Below are 20,959 nucleotides of genomic sequence, written 5' to 3'. Positions count from 1 at the left end.
TGGCCCTGCGGGCCGTTCCGATTTCCGAACTTCGTCCCCGCCGGGGGAGAGTTCGGCGCGTAGCGCCGGGTGAGGGGTCTTGCTCTCTCGATAGACCGTGACCCCTCACCCGATTTGCTGCGCAAATCGACCTCTCCCAAGGGAGAGGTGACCCGCGCCCGCGGCCCGACTCCGCTTGCCTACGACGCCGGAGCCTCGACCCTATCGCGCAGGGTGAAGCGCTCGCCGTCACGGACCAGCGCGACGTTGTGCTGGTGGAACGCATCGAGCGTCGAGCGATGGCCGATCGACACCACCGTGGTGTCGGGCAGCCTCTCGGCGATCAGTCGGTAGAGCGCGGCTTCCGATGGCTCGTCGAGCGAGGCGGTCGCCTCGTCCAGGAACAGGAATTGCGGTGCATGCAGCAGTGCGCGGGCGATGCCGAGCCGCTGTTGCTCGCCGAGCGACAGCATCCGGTTCCAGTGCGCCTCTTCCCCGAGCCGCGCCGCGAGCTGCGGCAGTCCGACGGCGGTGAGGACCTCGCGCACCCGTCCCGCGTCGAATTTCGCGGCCTCGCCCGGATAGACCACAGCGTCGTGCAGCGACCCGATCGGCAGATAGGGACGTTGCGGCAGCATCATCAGCGTGGCACCGGGGGGGACATTGATCGCGCCCTTGCCGAACGGCCAGATGCCGGCGATGGCGCGGAACAGCGTCGACTTGCCGGCGCCCGAGGGTCCGGTGACCAGGGTGCGTTGGTTGCCGGGAAGGCTGAAGCCGTCGGCCGCGAGCAACGGCTTGCCGTCGGGCAGGGTGACCACGAGATCGTCGAGTTCGATGCCACGGCCGCCGGCGGGCTTGACGTGGATGATGTCCTGCCGCTGCGCGAGTGCATCGCCGCCGCGGATCGAGTTCTCGAAGCCATCAAGTCGTGCGACCACCGATTGCCATTCGGCCAGCGTCCGGTAGGCCGTGATGAAGAAGGACAGTGAATCCTGCACGCTGCTGAAGGCGGACGCAGTCTGCATCATGCCGCCGAGCTGGATCTTGCTGGCGAAATAGGCCGGCGCGATCAGCACGTAGGGGAAGATCACGGCGGCTTGCGAATAGGTCGCGGTGAAGGCGGTCAGCTTCTTGGTTCGCTGCATGATGTCGAGCCAGTTCCCGACCACGAAACCGAACCGATTGAGCAACCGTGTGCGCTCGGCCGGCTCACCCTCGAGCAGCGCGATCTGCTCGGCGTTCTCGCGCGTGCGCACCAGGTTGAAGCGGAAATCGGCTTCGAAGCGCTGCTGCCGGAAGTTGAGGTCGACCAGCGGCCGGCCGATCAAATGGGTCAAGGTTGTGCCGAGGATCGCGTAGACCAGCGCGCCCCAGACCAGATAGCCGGGAATCGCGATGTCGTTGCCGAACAGATGCAGCGGCGCCTGATTGGACAGGCCCCACAGGATGACCACGAAGGATGCAAGCGTCACCACGGAGCTCAACAATCCGATCCCGAGCGTCAGGGTCTGTTCGACGAAGCGCTGGGTGTCGTCGGCGATACGCTGGTCCGGGTTGTCGGCAGCATCGCCGAGCAGCTGCATGCGGTAGTGGTTGGCATCGTGCAGCCAGCCGCCGAGATAACGCGTGGTCATCCAGCGCCGCCAGCGGATCTGCAGCCATTGATTGAGGTAGACTGGTAGACCTTCAGTCCGATCCAGAACGCTGCGAGCACGCAGAAATAGCCGATCTGATAGGTGAAGACCGCCTGATCGCGCTCCTGCAGCGCATTGTAGAAAACATTGTTCCAGCGGTTGAACAGCACGGTGAGAAAGACGCTGGCAAGCTCGATGACAATAACCGCGGCCAGCAGTCCCCGGCCTGCCCATTTGTCATCGGAGTTGAAGTAGGGCGAGGCGATGCGCCACACCGTCGCGAGCGTCGAGCGAATGTTTTTCACAGATTATCGTCTCCGGGGAAGGGGCCGCAAAGGCCTGAAGAATCGGGACAATCAGGGCGATCCTCGACTAAAGTCGTAGGTCTGGCATGCAAGCGTTGGCTTGTCCCGGCGATCGAGTCAACCCTAGCATGACGACAACGGCGAGGGGCGGGGGACCTTCGATTTTTCGCGAGGATGTGAGCGATCCTTACCGATCGTTCATTCGCGAGCCGGGGCCATCACTTTTCCGACGGACTCCCGCAATCGCACCAGCGCGCCTGCCTGCACCGATGCCGGCGCGCTGCATAAGAATGTGGGAAGGATCCCGAGATGAACACCTGGAATCAAATCTACAATCCGCTGGGCAATGCGGGGCTGTCGACGATCGCCGCCGCGGTTCCCGTGGTCACGCTGCTGGTCTTGATCGCCAGCGGCAAGGTGAAGGCGCATATCGCCGCCATCATCGCCGTGATCGTGACCAACCTGATCACGATCTTCGTCTTCACGATGCCGGCCGGCATGTCGATCCGCGCCACGCTGCTCGGCGTCGTCACCGGGTTCTTCCCGATCGGCTGGATCGTGCTCAACGTCATCTTCCTCTACCAGGTCACGGTGAGGTGCGGGAAGTTCGAGCTGCTCAAGCGCGCGGTCGGCGGCGTCACCGAGGATCGCCGCCTGCAGCTGCTGCTGATCGCATTCTCGTTCGGCGCCTTCTTCGAGGGCGCCTCGGGCTTCGGCACGCCGGTCGCCATCACCGGCGCGGTGCTGATCGGGCTCGGCTTCTCGCCGCTCGCAGCTTCCGGCCTGTCGCTGATCGCCAACACCGCCCCGGTCGCCTTCGGCGCGCTGGGCACGCCGATCCAGGGCCTTGCCTCGGTCACCGGGCTCGATCCCTACATCCTCGGCGCCATGGTCGGCCGCCAGCTGCCGTTGTTCTCGCTGATCGTGCCGTTCTGGGTGGTATGGGCGTTCGCGGGCTGGCGCGGCATGAAGGAAGTGTGGCCGGCGATCCTGGTCACCGGCGTGTCGTTTGCGGTCCCGCAATACGTGATCTCGAACCACATCAATCCCTGGATCGTCGACATCGGCGCTTCGCTGATCTCGATGGGCGCACTGATCCTGTTCCTTAAGGTCTGGCAGCCGCAGCAGCTCTGGCTGTCGCCGGCGCTGCGCGGACGCGATGAATCGGCGGCGACGATGGCTTCCGCGCCACCGCTCGACAAGACGCCGCTGACCCAAAGCGAATTGTGGAGCGCACTGCTGCCGTGGATCATCGTCTGCATCCTGATGCTGATCTGGGGCAATGGCGCCTTCAAGACCTGGGCCAACGCCAACTTCACCTGGAACTTTGCGGTCCCCGAGCTCGACAAGCTGATCTTCAAGGTGCCGCCGGTGGCCGCCAAGCCGACGGCGGAAGGCGCGGTGTTCAGCTTCACCTACCTGTCGTTCACCGGCACCGGCATGCTGATCGCCGCGATCATCTCGGGTCTGTTGATGGGCTTCTCGCCGCTCAAGCTGATCGCCGAGTATGGCCGCACCATCCGCCTCTGCGCGATCTCGCTGATCACGATCTCGGCGATGCTGGCGATCGGCACGCTGACCCGGCTCTCCGGCGTCGACGCCACGCTCGGCCTCGCCTTCGCCGCGACCGGCGTGCTGTATCCCTTCTTCGGCACCTTGCTCGGCTGGCTCGGCGTGGCGCTGACCGGATCGGATACCGCCTCCAATGTGCTGTTCGGCAATCTGCAGAAGATCACCTCCGAGCAGCTCGGCCTGCCGCCGATCCTGATGGCGGCGGCGAACTCCTCGGGCGGCGTGATGGGCAAGATGATCGACGCGCAATCGATCGTGGTCGCCTCGACCGCCACCAACTGGTACGGCCACGAGGGCTCGATCCTGCGCTACGTGTTCCTGCACTCGATCGTGCTGGCGTGCCTGGTCGGTCTGTTCGTGACCCTGCAGGCCTATGTGTATCCGTTCACGGAGCTGGTCTTGAAATAACGAGGCGAGGCGTCGCCCAAGCGAAGGTCCCCGCGGGTCACGAGCCCGCGGGGATTTTGCATTTTCAAGCGTTTTTTCTCGGGCGGCCAAGCTGGCCAATCCCGGCCTCGTCCCATAGAAGGGCGGCATCAGAGCATGATCCGGAAAAGTGGAAGCCGGTTTTCCCTCGCGACAAGCGCGAACGCGTTTGCGCGGAGATCATGCTCAAAAGCGATCCTGGGAATGGCATGGTCTCGATGAAGCGGATTCTGAACGGCGGCATGGCCGCGTTGGCGCTCCTTGCCGCGGCTCTGGTCGCGATTCCGGCCAGGGCTCAGGAAGGCTTCCCGTTCGGCGACGTGATGACGCTCGACGCCGCGCGCATGCCGGGCTCCAAGCGGATCCCCTCGATCGAGGTCGGCGACAATGGCGAGGTGATCCTCGAGCTGTGGTGCGATGGCGGCAAGGGTCAGTTCTCGGTTGCCGGCAACACCATCGTCTTCGTTCCCGGCGCGATGGAGAACCGCACCTGCACGCCGGACCGGGCGCAGGCCGACAAGGATCTGCTGGCGGCGCTTGGCGACATGACGAGCTGGCGGCGGCATAATGAAGAGGTGATCTTCTCCGGAAGCAAGTCGCTGCGCTTCCTGATCAACGGCAACTGACCGCGGTCGATCGCGTCGGCGCAGGCATTCAGGGCGTTGCGATCAATCCGCTTGCGGTGGCGACGATCCAGCGGTTGCCCCAGCGCACGATGGAATCGACGCGGCCAAGGCCAGGGACGACGTCGCCGCGCGCGGCCATCTTGACGCCCTCCGGTCCCTCGAGCACGGCGGTGCCGTCGCGGACCTCGACCACCGACCATCCGGGAATCGTGCTCGGCCGTGTCTCCGGTCCGGCTGCCAGCTGCGGCTTCGATCCGAGCATGGCGGCTTGCGCGCCGAGCGTCGTCGGCGCGGCCCCCAGCACTTGCGGGCGCGGGCTGGCGGGGGTGGTCTTCGGAATGCTGCCGGTGACCGAAGGCTCGGCATTCGACGCGGTCCGCCGCGGGCTCTCGCTCCTGCGGCTCGGCAGTGCCTCTGCAACGTGCGGGGCGGGGGCTTCCTTCTGGGCGACGGGGAGGGGCGCGGGGCTGGCGAAGTCGTGCCAGTTGGCGCCACCGGTCCATCCCAGCACGAAGCTTGCGGCCAGCGCGGTGGCGGCCAGCAGCGCGGTGCCGATGCGGTCGGCGAACGGCTCCCGCAGCAGCAGGGCGGCGTCGTGGTTCTCGTTTGAGACGTCCCAGAGGTCCGCCGTCTGCGCCGGCGAATGACCCTCCGTCACATCTGTCGGCCAGATGCTCTCAGGGTTGATCGGCTCGCGGTCTTGCATGGCGTGACCTGTGTTCGGTGACGCAAAGGATGATCCTCGAAACTAAATCGAGCCTTAATTTTCGGTGACCGAACTGCGGCAGCACGAAGTCTTTTGGTCGCAGGCCCCGTAAATTGACGGGGCGGCGAGGGCGGCCGACAATCGCAACCACGCCACTGCATTGCAGCCAGAGATGCACGAGCCACGAATCAGCATCGCTCCCGAAGACCCGCGGCAGCCGGAGGTGCGGCGGCTGATCGATCTGTCGGACGCCTACATGCAGGCGCTGTATCCGCCGGACAGCAATCACCTCGCCGCCGCTGAGGTGCTTGCCGTCCCGGACGCGGTCTTCCTCGTCGCGCGTCGCGATGCCGAGGTGATCGGGTCGATCGCCTTCCGCCTCATCGCGCCCGATCATGCCGAGATGAAACGGATGTTCGTGCGCGCCGACGCGCGCGGCTACGGGCTCGGCCGCCGCCTGCTCGACGCGCCGGAAGAGATGGCGCGGCGCCGGCAGATCGCGCACATCAGCCTGGAGACCGGAATCCGGCAGGCGGAGGCGATCGGGCTCTATCGCGCCGCCGGCTACCTGGAATGTCCGCCGTTCGCCGGCTACGCGCCAGATCCGCTCAGCCTGTTCATGACCAAGTACCTCTGACGTCCGCCGGCGGCGTCGCTCGCGCATCATGCAGCTCAGCGGTCGTTTCCGGACGTCGTCTCCGCAAAGCGGGTCGTTTCGGTCTGCGGCCACGGCTATAGCGGACGCATGCTCGATTTCGCCGCACAGTATGCAGCCTTTCAACGCCGCGCCGGCATCGCATCAGGAGATGCGTTGCCGGCGCGGCAACATTGGAATTGGTCCAGCGAGCCTGCGGATTAGAGCGCTTCAATTTCACTGAGCCGATCGCTTGCGCTACCGGAGCGCACGGAAAGTGCGTTCGGGTAGCCGCGATGCGATCGTCGATGAAGCGCCGGTTTACCCGGCGTAGCCACTCTGTTCGGGCAGGCGAATGAGTCCGAGCTGTAGCATGGCGGTGATCGCATCTTCCTGCCCGAGCTCCTCGGCGATCCGTCCGTCCTGCACGCGCAGCATGGTCGTGCCAGCGAACGTCATCTTGCGGCCGGAGGCCGCGGGCAGCGAGCCGAGCCGGAAGTCGCTGAACGCGGGTCCGGTGTGGGTGCCGCCGCCTTCCCAACGGCCGACGACGAGGTCGCCTTCCGCGACGAGATCGCCGACGCCCCAGAAATTCAGATCCGGAAACGCCTCGCGAAACTCGGTCATGAACTTCGTCACTGCGGCGCGGCCCTTCTTCGGTTCGTGCATCGGGTAGTGCACGACAATGTCGGCCGTGGCGAGTTCGTTGATGATGCGCGGATTCCAGGGGTTGCCCCAGAATTCCTTGAACCAGCGGCCGACCACATTCTTGTTTTGCTCTGACATCTCATCGTCTCCATGTGCGCGTTGCCGGTTTCACGACCGGCGCTGTGTCAATGCGCGCATTAGGCAATGTCAGACGAGTGCCGCACCACCCGATTCCGGATCGGCGTGCTGTTAGCCTTCAGACGAAATTCCGCTTTGTCGATATGATGCTTGGCGCCGCTTCCCGAACGTCGTCGAGTAATCGGGAAGCGGGTGGCTCAGTGCCACACTGACTTGTCGGCGTCCCAGCGCTGGCCCTTGAACTCCTTGAGCAGCGCGTCGATCGCGCCGTTGTCGTCCTTGGCCTCGCTGCCTTCCTCGTCGCTGCTGGAATCGTCGGACAGATTCAGCTTGGCGCCGGCGCTGTCGTCCGATGTCGAGACGGTGGGGCTCGAGACCCACAGCATCAGTCTGTCGGAGCTGCCGGGCTTGTCGGGCGAGACCAGGGCGGTGACCTCGTAGTTCTGGGTGAGGCCGAGCGCAGGGTAGACGGCGCTGGGGCGCTTCAGCACCAGCTTGAGCTTGCCGGTGTTCGCATTCCAGGTCGCGGAGGCGGGCTTTGCGACAAGCGTCTTCGCCAGCACGCCGGCGATCGCGGTTGCGAGCTTGTCCTTGTTGATCTTGTCGCCGTCGCGCCAGTCGGCGGCCGCGAAGCGGATGGTGCGGTCCATCTCGACCACGCCGCTGGTCCAGCCGGCCGCCGTGACGCCGGGCGCCGCTTTCACCTTGGCGAGCAGCGCGCTGGCGTGCTCGGGATCGACGGTGAGACTGATGGTCTGCTCGCCGGAGCGCATCGCATCGCAGGTCACCGAGAGGCTCGAGGTGCCGATCTCGACGGCCTCGCCCTTCAGGCTCTTGAGGAAGTCGGCCGCCGCATCGAGCTTCACCCGCACGCCGATCGATTCCGGCGAGACGTCGGTGAAGTCCTTCGGCTGCGGCGTGATGCCGTCCTCGGTGGCCTGGTTGTCCTGGAATTCCTTCTCGCTGAGATCGGAATTGTCGGTCGAGGCGACCTCGGTCACGGTCTGGCCGATCGTGATCTGGCCGCGGAACTCAAAACTGTCGCCGGTCTGCTTGCGGTTCAGCTTGATGGTGACCGGCTGCTTGTCGGCGACGCTCTGGGTGCTGCCGGACAGGGTCTGGCCGTTGACGGTGAGGGTGGCGACGAAGCGGTCCTTGCGGTCGGAGCTCTTGTCGGCCGGATAGCAGACGTCGAGCACGGCCGCGGTCACGGCCTTGCCCTGGCGGGTTTCCTTCAGCACCACGTCGGCATTGCCGTCCATCAGGCCGTCGATCGCGGTGAAATAGCGCGTCTCGGGCCCGCCACCGGCCGCCGGCTTCGTTTGCAGCTTCATCTGGGCGAGGGCAGGCGCCGAGGCGACGGCAAGACCGAGCAGCAGGAGCGGGAGCGCGCGCATACGATGAGTCCTCGAAGGGCAGAATCGGTTCCGTCGTAACTAGCAAACCTCCGTGTCATTGCGCAAAAAAGAAGGCCGCGTGACGGCGGCTGTCGCGTTTGGGCTGAACTGACCTTTGGCACTGTCATGACGAATGCAGATGTGCCGTGCGTCATCCGCGTTCGGCAGGTTCCTCGCCGTTCTTCAGCCTGCCGCGCAGCGTCGTCACGACGCGGCTCACGGTTTCGATGTCCTTCACGGACAGTCCGTCGGAAAGGCCGTTCACCCAGGGCAGTTGCAGGCGCATCGCCGCGTCGAAGGCTTGCCGGCCCTTGTCGGTCAGCACGACAAGCTGGGCGCGGCGATGATGCGGATTGGTCTCGAATGTGACGAGCCCGTCCCTTTCGAGGTCGTTGACGATCCGCTGCACGTTCTGTCTGGCAGCGCCGAGGTCGCGCGCCAGCCACGCGACCGGCTGCGGGCGTTCCGCGGTGACGATGGCGCCGAGGATCTGCCAGCGGGCGCTGGTCAGCCCGAGCCCCGCCACCAGCCGGTCGCCTGACGTGAACAGCAGGCTGTTCAGCCTGAACAGGTCGAGAATCAGGCCGCTCAGGGCTTCACCCGCCGGCGTTCGCTTGGTCTGTGGCATTTGTCACCATAGGTGTATATTGACATCATAATGTCAATATTGATATGTATCGATATGATCGAAATGACATCATAGCACCATATCAACGGAGCAAGCCATGCCGTATATGCGCCCCCTGGACCCCGCATTCCCGATCGACCGCCAGCTCGCGGTCGAGGCCACCAACGTCGTGCTCGTCAACCTCTTCACGCTCGATGCGGCCGACGAGGACACCTTCCTCAGGGCTTGGCAGGACGATGCCGCGATCATGAAGCGGCAGCCCGGCTTCATCTCGACCCAGCTGCACCGCGCGCTCGGCGACAGCCCGGCCTATCTGAACTATGCGGTGTGGGAGTCCACCGCCGCGTTCCGCGCCGCCTTCATGAACCCGGAGTTCAGGGCCAAGCTGTCGGCCTATCCAGCGTCGGCGGTGGCATCGCCGCATCTGTTCCAGAAGGTGGCGGTGTCGGGTGTGTGCGTGGCGTAGTTTGCCATTCGTCACGGCCGGGGTTGTCCCGGCCCATCCACGTCATTGCGAGCGAAGCGAAGCAATCCATCATGCCGCAAGCGGAAAAATGGATTGCTTCGTCGCTATCGCTCCTCGCAATGACGGTGATGCAAAGCGTCCTAGCGATCAGCACCTCGCCGGCGCAGAGCGCCATGGTATGCTTGGCCAAGGCGAGGGCAAGCACCTGGAACGGATTACACAATGGCAGAGCGTCCGCTGTTCTACGTCGATTTCAACGAACTGATGGAACGGGACGTCGTTTTGCTTTCGCAAACCGACATCAAGCAGGATGTCGATGGGAACGATATCGAGCTCGTCGAAGGTCTCCCAATCGCAATTTATTCCGATGATATTGGGGCGAGCGGTGAGCCCGACAACTTGGTCGCCGAAGGCGTGGTGATCCGGAATAGATACACCGTCCATTTTCCCCACGTAAAATGGTGCTGCCGGATTGGCCCCGAAGGTATTCGCCATCAGTCGGATCTGACTCTCTAAATCGTATCGGGTGTCAAAGGTCACATGCCAAAAGATGGCCCGTCAGGCGGATTAGCCGGAGGCGTAATCCGCCGTTCGCGTCGAGATGCGGCGGATTGCGCTTCGCTAATCCGCCCTACGATCTGGGCGTCGCGTCAAAGATCGCTCAACCGTGGATCGCCATGAGAACAGCGAGCGTGGCGACACCGGTCAGGAAGGAAATGTCGAGAGATCGCAGCGGCGCCTTTGGACGACGACCGATCGAACCGGAGATCACGTAATAGAGGCCATAGCCCGCGCCGAGAACGGCGAACGTCAGCGTCTGCTTGAACCAGAACGTTACGACGACCGCAAAGTCATCGGCGCGGTCCTGGACATAGGCGCCCAATGCGAGCAGCGCGCCGATCGCGTAGAACAGCGCCAGCGTTGTCGTCAGTGATTTGGCGTCGCGGGACATCGGATCGTCTTTACATCTCGATCATGATCAAATCGCAAAAAAGAAGGCCGCCCCGAGGCGGCCTTCGATTGCGATGCGGATGTGCAGTGGGGGCTCAGAAGCCGCCCATGCCGCCCATTCCACCCATGCCGCCGCCGCCCGGCATCGCCGGCGCCGCGTCCTTCGGCACTTCGGCGACCATGGCCTCGGTGGTCACCAAGAGGCCGGCCACGGAGGAGGCGTCCTGCAAGGCAGTGCGCACCACCTTGGCGGGGTCGATGATGCCCTTGTCGACCATGTCGACATAGTCCTCGGTCTGGGCGTCGAAGCCGAAGGTCTCCGACTTGTTCTCGAGGATCTTGCCGACCACGATCGAGCCCTCGACACCGGCGTTCTCCGAGATCTGGCGAACCGGAGCTTCGAGCGCCTTGAGCACGATGTTGATGCCGGCCTGGACGTCGGCATTCGGGTTGGTGAGACGGCCGACCGCCTTCTTGGCGCGCAGCAGCGCGACGCCGCCGCCGGGCACGATGCCTTCCTGCACCGCGGCGCGGGTCGCGTTCAGCGCGTCCTCGACACGGTCCTTCTTCTCCTTGACCTCGACCTCGGTCGCACCGCCGACCTTGATCACGGCAACGCCGCCGGCGAGCTTGGCGAGGCGCTCCTGCAGCTTCTCACGGTCGTAGTCCGAGGTGGTCTCTTCGATCTGCGCCTTGATCTGGCCGACGCGGGCGTCGATGTCCTTCTTCTTGCCGGCGCCCTTGACGATCGTGGTGTTCTCCTTGTCGATCACGATCTTGCCGGCGCGACCGAGCATGTTCACCGTGACGTTCTCGAGCTTCATGCCGAGGTCGTCGGAGATCAGCTGACCGCCGGTCAGGATCGCGATGTCCTCGAGCATCGCCTTGCGGCGATCGCCGAAGCCCGGCGCCTTGACGGCGGCGACCTTGAGGCCGCCGCGCAGGCGGTTGACCACCAGCGTCGCCAGCGCCTCGCCCTCGACGTCCTCGGCGAGGATCAGGAGCGGACGGCCGGACTGCACCACGGCTTCCAGCACCGGCAGCATCGACTGCAGGCCGGACAGCTTCTTCTCGTGCAGCAGGATGTAGGCATCCTCGAGCTCGGCGGTCATCTTCTCGGCGTTGGTGATGAAGTAGGGCGAGAGATAGCCGCGGTCGAACTTCATGCCCTCGACGATGTCGACCTCGGTCTCGAGCGACTTGTTCTCCTCGACGGTGATGACGCCCTCATTGCCGACCTTCTGCATCGCCTGCGCGATCATCTTGCCGATCGCGGCATCGCCATTGGCCGAGATGGTGCCGACCTGGGCAACTTCCGACGAGGAGGCGACCGGCTTGGCGCGCTTCTCGATGTCCTTGATCACGGCGGCGACCGCGGTGTCGATGCCGCGCTTGAGGTCCATCGGGTTCATGCCGGCGGCGACCGACTTGGCGCCCTCGCGCACGATGGCCTGGGCCAGCACGGTCGCGGTGGTGGTGCCGTCACCGGCGGTGTCGTTGGTCTTGGAAGCGACCTCACGCAGCATCTGCGCGCCCATGTTCTCGAACTTGTCGTCGAGCTCGATCTCCTTGGCGACGGTGACGCCGTCCTTGGTGATGCGGGGCGCGCCGAAGCTCTTCTCGATGACGACGTTGCGGCCCTTCGGGCCGAGCGTCACCTTCACGGCGTTGGCGAGCACGTCGACACCGCGCAGCATGCGGTCGCGGGCGTCTCCGGCGAATTTTACGTCCTTGGCAGCCATTGATTTGAACTCCTGGAAAAGGCGTCATCCCTTGCATAACGGCTTTTGCCGTTATTGCTCGAGGAGCGGGCCTTGGCCCGCGTCTCGAAGGATGAAGTTGTGGGGGCTCACCCTTCGAGACGGCAGCTGCGCTGCCTCCTCAGGGTGACGGAGAGAGGTGTGATCAGGCCAGCACGCCCATGATGTCGGACTCCTTCATGATCAGGAGCTCCTGGTTGTCGAGCTTGACCTCGGTGCCCGACCACTTGCCGAACAGCACGCGGTCGCCGACCTTGAGGTCGATCGGGATCAGCTTGCCGGCCTCGTCGCGGCCACCCGGGCCGACGGCGACGATCTCGCCCTGCGACGGCTTCTCCTTGGCCGAGTCCGGAATGATGATGCCGCCCTTGGACTTCTCCTCGGCATCGATGCGCTTGACCACGACGCGGTCATGCAGTGGGCGGAAGGTGGATTTAGCCATGACGTTCCCTCTTGGAGGCTCGGTTTCAGGTCCGGTTCATCGGGACCGGCGTTGAATGCCGGCCCGGTCGGCGCAGGGCAGGACGCCCGGCGCATTTAGCAATCGTGGTGCGAGAGTGCTAATTGTGCGCCGGGAAATATGGCTTGGCGCGGTTTCTGTCAAGCAAACGGGTTAAGGCCTTGGTGAGGCCAATATAGGATGGTGGACCAGAAACCAAATCGTAGCGATGACGTAATTTTGTCAGACGTCATTGCTCCGTCTTAAGTTTTACGCTTGGCTGCAGGACGGGTGCGGCCGGGACATTGTCGGGGGATACATATGATCAGGTCAATCAACGCGCGATTGGTCGCACGGTTCGCGGCCGTTTCGGCGCTGACGACACTCTTGGGGGCGTGCGGCAGCATGAGCCTGCCGTCGTTGTCGTCGAACCCCGAGCCGGCGCCCTCCGAACCGGGGGTCGCCCCGGAAATGCCGGCGAGCATCCGCCCCGACGAGATCGTCGGCCGCTGGGGTCTCGCCTCGTTCCAGAATCCCGCCGACCGCGCCCGCACCGAGGCCGCCGCGCGCGGCCAGTGCAAGCAGCCTTACGTGATCGGCGCCGGCCAGAACGGCGGCGTCATCATGCATCTGGCCGACCAGGCCACCCCGCAGGAACTGCGGCTGAAGGGTTCCCCGAGCGGCAAGAACTATATCGGCCCGCCCGGACCTGTGCCCGGCGAGCAGGACCGCGAGATCATCTCGTTCGACGGAAGGGTTCTGATCACCCGCTTCGTCGACAAGGACGCCGCCACCCGCTACGGCAACATGGTCTACGTCCGCTGCGCGCCGCGGGCGTAACGAGACCTGAGTTTCTTCCGAGCTAGTGCCACATCGGCAGTGCACCTCTCTCCTTGTGGGAGAGGTCGAATTGCATCGCAGATGCAATTCGGGTGAGGGGTATCTCTCCGCGAGTGACCCTCTCGCGATTTTGAGCATGCGGCGACAACCCCTCATCCGGCGCCATAGCCGATGCGAAGCGTCGGCGTTCTAAGAACGGCGGCCGAAGGCCGCCTATGCCACCTTCTCCCACAAGGGGAGAAGGGAAGACGGGAACATGCACCGTCATTGCGAGGAGCGAAGCGACGAAGCAATCCATGCCGCCGCGTTTGCGGAACGATGGATGCTTCGCTTCGCTCGCAATGACGAGGTTGGACTGCCGCCCAAACAAAAAAACGCCGGCCCGAGGGCCGGCGTTTTCGTAATGATCTGGCGCTCGCTCAGTTGAACATCGCGTCGATGTCGTCCTGCGAGGCGTGGCCGGCGTCGCCGTCGAGCTTGGGGCCGTTGAGCAGGCGGGCGTCGCCCTCGCGGGTATCGACGATCGCGGGGGAGTGGCTCTTGATCGCGTCGACGCCGCCCCAGATGTTCATCATCTCGTTGATGTGCTGTTCGATGAACTTCATCGTCTGCATCACCTTGCTGATGCGCTGGCCGGTGAGGTCCTGGAAGTTGCAGGCCTCGAAGATCGAGACCACGCGCTCCTGGATGTCTTCGCTGAGCCGCTTCTGCTGGTCGGGCGTGACGTTGTTGGCGAGCGCGGTCGCGGCCTGGTCGATCGCCTCGACCGCTTCGAGGATCTGCTGGGTGGCCTGTTCGGTGCCGCCGACCACGGCGCCGAGCTCGCCATTGACCTTGGCCATCTCCTCGCCGTTGAAGCTCTTGCCGTGCAGCACGGCGATCTCGCGCTTGGTGCGGCTGATCGCGTCGTGGATCAAATCGAGCTCGACCTTGAGCTTCTCGCACTGTTCGACCTGCGCGCGGTAGGTCTCGAGCAGCGCGTGCGTCTCGGCGACTTCGCGGGCGACCGCGGCATCGACGCTGTCGCCGCTGCGCTGTGCCGGTGTCGCGGCCATCTGGGCACGGATCGAGCGAAGCTCGGCCATGATCTCGCGATGCATCGGACCGACGTCGGCGCCACCGGCCACTTCCGGCTCCGGCATCACAACCTCACCCATCGCCTGCTCGACACGAAAACGCTTGCGCTTCACTGACATGATTTTCATTCCCGCCCCTTCACTGCACTCCGTTCTAGACAGTGCGGATTTAACGTCAGGTTCACGCGGGAACAGTTTGCGCGGATCGTGCGCCACCGCGGCGCTACCTGTGATTAACCATGTCGCAGCGGCGTTCACGCAAAATAAACGCTACCGGGTAAAACCGCGCCGCATTGCCGACGTGGTGAATCCAAACGGCCGATCCGTTTACCAAACCGATGCGGTTTTCATTGCCTATTGACCACGTGCAACGGCGCAAGTCGGCGCCCTCGCGCATCACGTCACGACGAAACCAGTACAGAGTACGTCGATGTTCAGGAAAACCACGCTTGCGCTGCTCGCCGGCGCGTCTTCTCTTATTGCCGTTCCCCATCACGCCATGGCGATCGACGCGGTGTCCTCCGCTGAGCCCACCGTGATCTACGCCAACCAGGGCGCACCGCAGCCGCCGATGCGCACCGCCTATGTGCAGCCGCAACGCTCCAACATGGGCGGCGGCTTCATCGAATTCCTGTTCGGCGATGCGCCGTCGTCGCAGGGTTACGCGCCGCAGCCGATGTATCAGCAGCAGCCCGCCTATTACGGCAACCGCCAGGGGCTGCCGCCGATGGATCCGCAGCAGCAGATGATCCGTCAGCAGCAAGAGGCCATGGGCGATCCGACCCAGCGTCCGTTCGATCCGCAGTATGAAAAGCAGTTGGTCGACTATCACGGCAAGGAAGGCGCCGGCACCATCGTCGTCGATACGCCGAACAAATTCCTCTATCTGGTGCAGGGCGACGGCCGCGCGCTGCGCTACGGCATCGGTGTTGGACGGCCCGGCTTCACCTGGGCCGGCACCAAGACAATCTCGGCCAAGAAGGAGTGGCCGGCCTGGACGCCGCCGCCGGAAATGCTGGCGCGCCGTCCCGACCTGCCGCGGCACATGGAAGGCGGCCCGGAGAATCCGCTCGGGGCGCGTGCGATGTATCTCGGCTCGTCGCTCTATCGCATCCACGGCTCCAACGAGCCCTGGACGATCGGCACCAACGTCTCGTCCGGCTGTATCCGGATGCGCAACGAGGACGTCATTGACCTCTACGGCCGCGTCAATGTCGGCGCCAAGGTCGTCGTGATGTGAGATTGCAACCCGGATGCAGCGAAGCGAAATCCGGGACGGACTTCATCGCGGATAGACCTGCCTCGGATTGCGCTTCGCTTCATCCGGGTTACGATTGATCAAACTAAAACGGCCGCTCGATTGGAGCGGCCGTTGTCGTTTCAGCGATCGCGTTTACGCGTAATCGCTGTTGTCGTCGCCGCCGTTGTCGTCGAAGTCGTCGGCGTCTTGATCATCGTCACTGTCCCGGTCGGCCTGCGCCTGGTCGAACGCGCCGGCGCGCGAGCCGTAATCACTGTCGCGACCGGACGAACCGACATCATTGATCCCGGCGTCACGGGCGAGGTCGCTTGACGACTGGTCGCCGCCCCAGGGGCGCGAACCGCCGCCGAGGCCGCCGGCATCGGCCAGCGACTGGTGGGCGCCGCCGCCCATCATGCCGCGGATGCTGGAGAGCAGCAATCCGCCGCCGACCACGCCGGCCGCCGCCGCAGCCGCCGTGCCGAGGAACGAGCCGCCACCGCCACCGGGCGCGCCGCCGCCGAAGGCGGGGGCTGGCCGTATTGCGGTTGACCGTATTGCTGTGGCGGCTGGCCATAGCCGCCGGCCTGCTGCATCGCCTGGCCCGAGTTCCAGACCGGGCGGCCGCCGCCAACATCCGGCGGGCGCACCGGCGGCACCGAGCCGTGCGGCTGGCCTTGTCCCTGTCCGAAGATCGCATCGCGCATCGAATCGAGGAAACCGCCACCCTGCTGCTGGGCTGGCTGCTGCTGACCGACCGCGGCCTCGAGTTCCTGGATCCGGTCATGGGCGCGCTTCAGCGCCTCGTCCTGCACCAGCGCGGTCTGCACCAGCGCGTAGACCGCATTCGGCGCGTTGCGCAGGCCCTGCATGATCGCGGACATGGCCTCGCTGTCGCGCGGGGCATTCTCCAGCTTGGCAAGCCGGTCGAAGAGATCGTCGATCAGTTGGCGTTCTTGCGGTGTCATGGCGTTCTCCATCGCGTCGATCGAATCGGCGCGCGGCTGATGTAGGACGGGCTTTGTGGCGCAAGGAGTGGGGCCCAGAATTAAATTTATGTATGCGACAATACGACCGCAGGTTTCTTTATGAACCTTGTCAGGCCCGTGTAACTTTATTCGAGTGTTACTTTATTCAGGGCCAGCAGCGCCAGGAAATCGTCGCCTGCGAGATAGGCATGCTCGGTTTCGCGCTGCGTGGTCAGCGGGTCGAGGCTCTCAAGTGTTTCATCGACGAAACCGGGATGGCACATCACCAGCCCGTCCTCCGGCAGCCCGTCGAGAAAGCCGCGCATCAGCGCCGCGAAATCGTTCTCGCGGGTGAAATCATAGGCGCCGGCAAAGGCCGGGTTGAAGTGCAGGCCCGATCGCTGCGCCTTGATCCGGAACTGGGTGCTGAGCACGTTGAGCACCAGGGCCTTCGGCGCCGCCAGCTGACGCGCCAGCGGACCTTCGCGGCCGCACTGCCGCACCCAGGCGTCCGGCGCGCGCTCCTTCACGGCGCGCAGGAAGCCGTCGCGCACCTGCGGGAACAGCTGCGCGTGCTGGTGGCCGTCGACGAAATCGGGCGCGCGGCCGAACAGTTCGTGGAAGGCGTCGAACTGCGCCAGCACCTCGGCATGAACCAACTCGGCGTCGAGCCGGTGCATCAGCCCGGCGCGCAACAGCCTTGGAAACGGCAGGAACATGTCGCCGTCGAGCGGACGGAAATGCATGGTCAGCGGCCGGAACGGCGCGGTCAGCGTCACATGCAGCCCGATCGCGCAGCGCGGGCTTTTCGCGACCGATTCCTGCAATGCGGAAGCAGCCTCGCGGCCGATCGCCGGCGTCACCATCATCACCGACGTCGCATTGAGGCGGCCGCGCTCGATCAGATCGCGGATCGCGCGGTTGACGCCGTCACTCAAGCCATAGTCGTCAGCACACAGCCAGACCCGGCGCGGCGAAGCTTCGCTCATTCGGCGGCGGTCCGCTCGGAGGCATCTTGCGTCGCGCCGCCGTCGGCGTGCTTCTCGGTGTGCTCGGCGACGAAGTAGATCGGCCGCGCCTTCAGCTCGGAGAGGATCTTGCCGATATATTCGCCGACGATGCCGATCATGATCAGCTGCACGCCGCCGATCGTCATCACGCCGATCATCAGCGACGGATAGCCGGGGACCTGCTTGCCGGTGGTCAAGACTTCCCAGAGGATCGAGAGGCCGAACAGGAAGGCCGCGCCCGCGAGCAGCGCGCCGAGCAGGCTGGCAAAACGCAGCGGCGCCACCGAGAACGAGGTCAGGCCCTCGATCGACAGGCCGATCAGCCGTCCGGCATTGAAGGTGGTGACGCCATGCGCGCGCGGCGCCGGCTCGTAGTCGACGCGGATCTGCTTGAAGCCGATCCAGCTGGCGAGGCCCTTGAAGAAGCGGTTGCGCTCCGGCAATTGCCGCAAGGCCGCGGCCGCGCGCGGCGACAGCAGGCGGAAGTCGCCGGCATCCTCGGGGATCTGCTGCCGCGCGCCCCAGTTGATCAGCGCGTAGAAGCCGCGCACGGCAAGCCGCCGCGCCGCCGATTCATTGTCGCGATGCGCCTTCGCCGTGTAGACCACGTCGTAGCCGTCATCGATCCAGTGTGCGACCAGTTGCTCCACCAGCGTGGGCGGATGCTGGCCGTCGCCATCCATGAACAGCACCGCGCCGCGGCGGGCATGGTCGAGGCCGGCCATCAGCGCCGCCTCCTTGCCGAAATTGCGCGACAGCGACACCACCTGCAGGTCGAGCCCATCGGCGGGCAGGCCGCGCGCGATGGTGAGCGTATCGTCGGCGCTGCCATCGTCGACATAGATCACTTCGCAGGCCAGCCCGTAACGGGCGCGCAGCGACCTTGCGAGGTCGATCAGCCGTTGGTGCAGCGCACTGAGCCCGGCGGCCTCGTTGTAGACGGGCACGACGATGGACAGACCCTGCGCGGCGGCGGTCTTGGCGGTCGTGGTCAGGCTGGAAACGTCAGAGCCCAGCATCATCGGTCAGGTTCCAGAACTAGAGCGTTTCCGGGCGTAGCGAGTTCCGGTTCGCGTGCAGAAAACGCGTCACAACGAGCGATCATGAACACAATATGGTACCGGCGGCCGGCTGTCGCCAAGATGAACGGCCGGGCCGACTCATTGTCGCAGGAACGCCTCGAGCTTGGCGAACAGCGGATTCTCGCGGTCGAACACATAGTCCAGCGACACCACCGAGACGGTTTCGGCGCCGTGCTCGCGCAGGAAGCTGCCGAGCGCATAGAGTTTGCCCGGTGGGCAGTGCAGCGTAAGCATGCCCGACGAGGTCGGGCCGCCGAACGGGGCGACCACGCCGAAACGCTGATGCGCCTCGGACAGCAGCGCGTCGTTGCAGCCGGCAAAGCGGGTGCGGACCTCGCGGTACTTGGCTGCGCGGGCCCGCGCGGCGATGTGGTCGAGGATCACGCGCGCGGTTTCGCGGGCGCCGGTCGACCAGTCGGCATCCTTTGAGGCCACCAGATTGGCCTGGCTGCGCAGCATCACGCCGTCGTCGAGCACCTTCAGCCCGTTGGCGGCGAGCGTTGCGCCTGTTGTGGTGATGTCGACGATCAATTCGGCGGTGCCGGCCGCGGGCGCGCCTTCGGTGGCGCCGGCGCTCTCGACGATGCGGTAGTCGCCGACGCCGTGCTTCGCAAAGAAGCCGCGCGTCAGGTTGATGTATTTGGTCGCAACCCGCATGCGGTGATTGTGCTGCTCGCGGAAGCCGCTCGCGACGTCGTCGAGATCGGCCATGGTGCGGACGTCGATCCAGGCCTGCGGCACCGCGACCACGACATTGGCATAGCCGAAGCCGAGGCCTTCGATCATCAGCACGCGCTTGTCGGGATCCGGAATGCTCTCGCGCACCAGGTCCTCGCCGGTGACGCCGAGATGCACGGCGCCGCGCGCCAGATTGGCCGCGATCTCGCTCGCCGACAGATAGGCGATCTCGACATTGTCGACGCCGGCGATGGTGCCGCGATAGTCGCGCGCGCCGCCGGCCTTCGACAGGGTCAGCCCGGCGCGCGCGAAGAAGCTTTCCGCGTTTTCCTGCAGGCGTCCCTTGGACGGAACGGCGACGACGAAGGGCGTGCTCATTGGGTGGCTCCGCGGCCGGCGGCCTTGCCATGCCGGGTCATCGCCTCGATCCAGACCGAGAAGCCGACCGCGGGGATCGGATTGGCCGATCCGAGCTGCGACATCAGCCCGTCATAGCGGCCGCCCGCGACCAGCGGTTCGCTGCCGTTGCCCTTGGCGTGCAGCTCGAATTCGAAGCCAGTGTAATAGTCGAGGCCGCGGCCGAATGCGGTCGAGAACCGCGCCTTGCGGATGTCGATGCCGCGCGCGGCCATGAAGCCGACCCGGCTCTCGAGCTGGTCGATCGCAGCAGTGAGGTTGAGCTTGGCGTCGGAGGCCAGCGCGCGCAGCTGCGCGACGGCGTCGTCGGGATCGCCCGAGATCGACAGGAAGCGCTTGATGGTGGCGACCGCATCGCGCGGCAGCGCGCCGGCCTTCAAGGTCGATTGCTCGAGGAAGCGATCGGCGATCTCGGCGACCGTGCGGCCGCCGACATTGGTGGTGCCGGCGATCGACATCAGGTCGGTGACCAGCGCCAGCGCCGCCTTGCGGTCGGAGCCGGCGAGGGCCGCGAGCACGCCCTCATATTCGTTGCGGCCCGGCGCGGTCGAGAGTGTCAGTTGCTCGATGTCGTCGGTCAGCGAGACCTTGCGGTTGAAATCCTTGATCAGGCGGCGCCGCCATACCGGGTAGAGCTCGAGCGCATCGATCAGCGCGTTGAACAGCGCGACGTCGCCGGTGCGGATCTCGACGTCCTTCAGCCCGAAGGCGGTGGTCGCCTCCAGCGCCAGCGCCAGCATCTCGCGTCGGCCGCGGCGCGGTCCTGCCGTCCGAACGATTCGATGCCGGCCTGCAGGAACTGGCTCGGCGCGCCGCCACGATAGCGGAACACCGCCCCGAGATAGCTGAAGCCGGCCGGCTGGCCGGCGCGAGGCGAGGCGAGGTAGTCGCGCGCCACCGGGATCGTGAGGTCCGGGCGCAGGCAGAGCTCTTCGCCGCTCGGGTCGGTCGTCAGGTACAGGCTCTTGCGGATGTCCTCGCCGGAGAGGTCGAGGAACGGCTCGGCCGGCTGCAGGATCGCGGGCTCGGACCTGACGTAACCGGCCTGCGCGAACGAGGCCAGCAGCGCATCCGCCCAGAGGGCGGATCCGGCGGCGGATCGTGGTGCGGCAGCTTCGGTCATCTCGAGGTCCAATTCGCCCCGCAATCGCGTTTCGAGGCCGGTTCCATGGGTGGTGTTGGCGGAGCCCTTAGCATGGCCGATCCATGGTTACGACAGGGATCACCCAAAGATCAGCCAAGTGGCTTAATGATTGGGTTCGTTAACGATTTTGCGACGGCTTGGCTAGGGGCCGGCCGCGCCGACTTGCGAGTGAGGTGAGCACGCCTCTCAGGC

At 65.2% G+C, this 20,959-nt stretch carries 18 protein-coding genes and 3 pseudogenes; 7 read left to right on the top strand and 14 right to left on the bottom strand.

The genetic code is table 11. The annotated features are described in order from the left end of the window. Positions 1-179 precede the first annotated feature (179 nt). Positions 180-1,921, bottom strand: a pseudogene (locus AKN84_RS41825) (ABC transporter ATP-binding protein/permease). 309 nt (positions 1,922-2,230) lie between these two features. Here AKN84_RS41825 and AKN84_RS41820 point away from each other — a divergent pair. Both AKN84_RS41820 and AKN84_RS41815 read left to right on the top strand, forming a co-directional pair. Continuing rightward, complete coding sequence (locus AKN84_RS41820) at positions 2,231-3,901, top strand: L-lactate permease (RefSeq protein WP_050426179.1); 1,671 nt, start codon at positions 2,231-2,233, stop codon at positions 3,899-3,901. A gap of 227 nt (positions 3,902-4,128) precedes the next feature. Further along, positions 4,129-4,545 carry an META domain-containing protein gene (locus tag AKN84_RS41815; protein WP_050426181.1) on the top strand — a complete coding sequence of 139 codons (417 nt, stop codon included), beginning with the start codon at positions 4,129-4,131 and terminating at the stop codon, positions 4,543-4,545. Positions 4,546-4,573: 28 nt separating this feature from the next. Here the strand turns inward: AKN84_RS41815 and AKN84_RS41810 are convergent, their stop codons facing one another. Then, on the bottom strand, positions 4,574-5,251 hold the full coding sequence (locus tag AKN84_RS41810) for a hypothetical protein (protein ID WP_050426178.1): 678 nt from the start codon (positions 5,249-5,251) through the stop codon (positions 4,574-4,576). 223 nt (positions 5,252-5,474) lie between these two features. Between AKN84_RS41810 and AKN84_RS41805 the strand changes: the two genes are divergently transcribed. Beyond that, positions 5,475-5,888, top strand: coding sequence for a GNAT family N-acetyltransferase (locus AKN84_RS41805; RefSeq protein WP_430649973.1), 414 nt, complete (start codon positions 5,475-5,477; stop codon positions 5,886-5,888). 318 nt (positions 5,889-6,206) lie between these two features. Here the strand turns inward: AKN84_RS41805 and AKN84_RS41800 are convergent, their stop codons facing one another. The 3 genes from AKN84_RS41800 to AKN84_RS41790 all read right to left on the bottom strand — a co-directional run bounded on the left by AKN84_RS41800 (position 6,207) and on the right by AKN84_RS41790 (position 8,696). Further along, complete coding sequence (locus AKN84_RS41800; protein WP_050426176.1) at positions 6,207-6,671, bottom strand: ester cyclase; 465 nt, start codon at positions 6,669-6,671, stop codon at positions 6,207-6,209. 197 nt (positions 6,672-6,868) lie between these two features. After that, positions 6,869-8,068, bottom strand: coding sequence for a hypothetical protein (locus AKN84_RS41795; protein ID WP_050426175.1), 1,200 nt, complete (start codon positions 8,066-8,068; stop codon positions 6,869-6,871). A gap of 151 nt (positions 8,069-8,219) precedes the next feature. Beyond that, a complete protein-coding gene (locus AKN84_RS41790; protein ID WP_050426174.1) occupies positions 8,220-8,696 on the bottom strand; it encodes a MarR family winged helix-turn-helix transcriptional regulator in 477 nt (158 codons plus the stop codon). A 97-nt stretch (positions 8,697-8,793) separates the two neighbouring features. On the opposite strand from AKN84_RS41790, the gene AKN84_RS41785 reads away from it, so the two are divergent. Next, the gene (locus tag AKN84_RS41785; RefSeq protein WP_050426173.1) at positions 8,794-9,162 is read left to right on the top strand and encodes an antibiotic biosynthesis monooxygenase family protein; all 369 of its coding nucleotides are present in this window, start codon (positions 8,794-8,796) and stop codon (positions 9,160-9,162) included. Positions 9,163-9,384: 222 nt separating this feature from the next. Then, a complete protein-coding gene (locus tag AKN84_RS41780) occupies positions 9,385-9,678 on the top strand; it encodes a hypothetical protein (RefSeq protein WP_050426172.1) in 294 nt (97 codons plus the stop codon). A 145-nt stretch (positions 9,679-9,823) separates the two neighbouring features. Here the strand turns inward: AKN84_RS41780 and AKN84_RS41775 are convergent, their stop codons facing one another. The 3 genes from AKN84_RS41775 to AKN84_RS41765 form a co-directional block, all read right to left on the bottom strand. Then, the gene (locus AKN84_RS41775; RefSeq protein ID WP_050426171.1) at positions 9,824-10,114 is read right to left on the bottom strand and encodes a hypothetical protein; all 291 of its coding nucleotides are present in this window, start codon (positions 10,112-10,114) and stop codon (positions 9,824-9,826) included. Between the two features lie 94 nt (positions 10,115-10,208). After that, positions 10,209-11,855, bottom strand: a complete 1,647-nt coding sequence (groL, locus tag AKN84_RS41770; RefSeq protein ID WP_050426170.1) for a chaperonin GroEL — start codon at positions 11,853-11,855, stop codon at positions 10,209-10,211. A 163-nt stretch (positions 11,856-12,018) separates the two neighbouring features. Beyond that, positions 12,019-12,315 (bottom strand): co-chaperone GroES, encoded by a 297-nt coding sequence (locus AKN84_RS41765; RefSeq protein ID WP_018269780.1) that lies wholly within the window; start codon positions 12,313-12,315, stop codon positions 12,019-12,021. A gap of 318 nt (positions 12,316-12,633) precedes the next feature. Between AKN84_RS41765 and AKN84_RS41760 the strand changes: the two genes are divergently transcribed. Beyond that, positions 12,634-13,152 carry a hypothetical protein gene (locus AKN84_RS41760; RefSeq protein ID WP_050426169.1) on the top strand — a complete coding sequence of 173 codons (519 nt, stop codon included), beginning with the start codon at positions 12,634-12,636 and terminating at the stop codon, positions 13,150-13,152. Positions 13,153-13,571: 419 nt separating this feature from the next. Here AKN84_RS41760 and AKN84_RS41755 read toward each other — a convergent pair whose 3' ends face one another. Further along, the gene (locus AKN84_RS41755) at positions 13,572-14,348 is read right to left on the bottom strand and encodes a protein phosphatase CheZ (RefSeq protein WP_050426180.1); all 777 of its coding nucleotides are present in this window, start codon (positions 14,346-14,348) and stop codon (positions 13,572-13,574) included. 310 nt (positions 14,349-14,658) lie between these two features. Here AKN84_RS41755 and AKN84_RS41750 point away from each other — a divergent pair, with 310 nt between their 5' ends. Next, the gene (locus AKN84_RS41750; protein WP_050426168.1) at positions 14,659-15,468 is read left to right on the top strand and encodes a L,D-transpeptidase; all 810 of its coding nucleotides are present in this window, start codon (positions 14,659-14,661) and stop codon (positions 15,466-15,468) included. A 153-nt stretch (positions 15,469-15,621) separates the two neighbouring features. Here AKN84_RS41750 and AKN84_RS41745 read toward each other — a convergent pair. The 5 genes and pseudogenes from AKN84_RS41745 to AKN84_RS41725 form a co-directional block, all read right to left on the bottom strand. Further along, positions 15,622-16,436, bottom strand: a pseudogene (locus tag AKN84_RS41745) (DUF2076 domain-containing protein). Positions 16,437-16,582: 146 nt separating this feature from the next. Further along, positions 16,583-17,425, bottom strand: a complete 843-nt coding sequence (locus tag AKN84_RS41740) for a ChbG/HpnK family deacetylase (protein WP_050426167.1) — start codon at positions 17,423-17,425, stop codon at positions 16,583-16,585. After that, entirely contained in the window at positions 17,422-18,468 is a 1,047-nt protein-coding gene (locus tag AKN84_RS41735) for a glycosyltransferase family 2 protein (protein WP_050426166.1), read from the bottom strand. Before AKN84_RS41735 ends, AKN84_RS41740 begins: the two co-directional genes overlap by 4 nt. Positions 18,469-18,606: 138 nt before the next feature. After that, positions 18,607-19,584 (bottom strand): ATP phosphoribosyltransferase, encoded by a 978-nt coding sequence (gene hisG, locus AKN84_RS41730; protein ID WP_050426165.1) that lies wholly within the window; start codon positions 19,582-19,584, stop codon positions 18,607-18,609. Next, positions 19,581-20,746: pseudogene (locus AKN84_RS41725) on the bottom strand (ATP phosphoribosyltransferase regulatory subunit). Before AKN84_RS41725 ends, hisG begins: the two are co-directional and overlap by 4 nt. Positions 20,747-20,959: the final 213 nt, after the last annotated feature.

This window comes from Bradyrhizobium tropiciagri (assembly GCF_001189845.1).
Classification (GTDB): domain Bacteria; phylum Pseudomonadota; class Alphaproteobacteria; order Rhizobiales; family Xanthobacteraceae; genus Bradyrhizobium; species Bradyrhizobium tropiciagri.
The sequence above is the reverse complement of the archived record's forward strand: the minus strand, read 5'-3'. Positions and strand labels throughout refer to the sequence as shown.